The sequence below is a fragment of the Nonomuraea sp. NPDC048916 genome, from assembly GCF_040649575.1.
Classification (GTDB): Bacteria; Actinomycetota; Actinomycetes; order Streptosporangiales; family Streptosporangiaceae; genus Nonomuraea.
Genome location: NZ_JBEZFS010000307.1, coordinates 1 through 366 on the forward strand (window position 1 = coordinate 1; position 366 = coordinate 366).

General features: G+C 64.2%; 1 protein-coding gene and 1 pseudogene. One reads left to right on the forward strand and one right to left on the reverse strand.

The window, feature by feature from the left end:
• On the forward strand, window positions 1–203 hold a 203-nt coding region (tgmA, locus tag AB0C16_RS40980; RefSeq protein ID WP_357691624.1), incomplete at its 5' end, for a putative ATP-grasp-modified RiPP.
• 35 nt (window positions 204–238) lie between these two features.
• Here the strand turns inward: tgmA and AB0C16_RS40985 are convergent.
• Window positions 239–366 (reverse strand): annotated as a pseudogene (locus tag AB0C16_RS40985) (IS5/IS1182 family transposase); the annotation flags it as partial.

Consider the following 366-nt stretch of genomic DNA (forward strand, 5'->3'; position numbering starts at 1 on the left):
GGGGGTTGGGTCGGATGACCCAGCTTCCCCCAGCAGCGCCCGAGTACGACACCATCACGTTCGATCCCGGAACTCAGCTCACCCACTTCCACGACACCCACGGCGCGATCGTGGACATGACGAAAGGCACGGTGACCATGTCGTCGGGCGGCGGCGGGGACGGGGACGGGACGTCCTCAGTCGCTGACGACTCCAACGACTAGTGCCGCAACCGCCGCACACTGAACCTTTTTCATCCTCAGGCGCCCTGGGCAACTCGGTGGTTCTGAAGGACGGCGATGGCCTTACAGAGGTGGCCGGCCTTGGAAGGGCTGCAGCGTAGCTTTCGGAGGATCTTCCAGCTCTTCAGCTGGGCGTTCGCGCGTT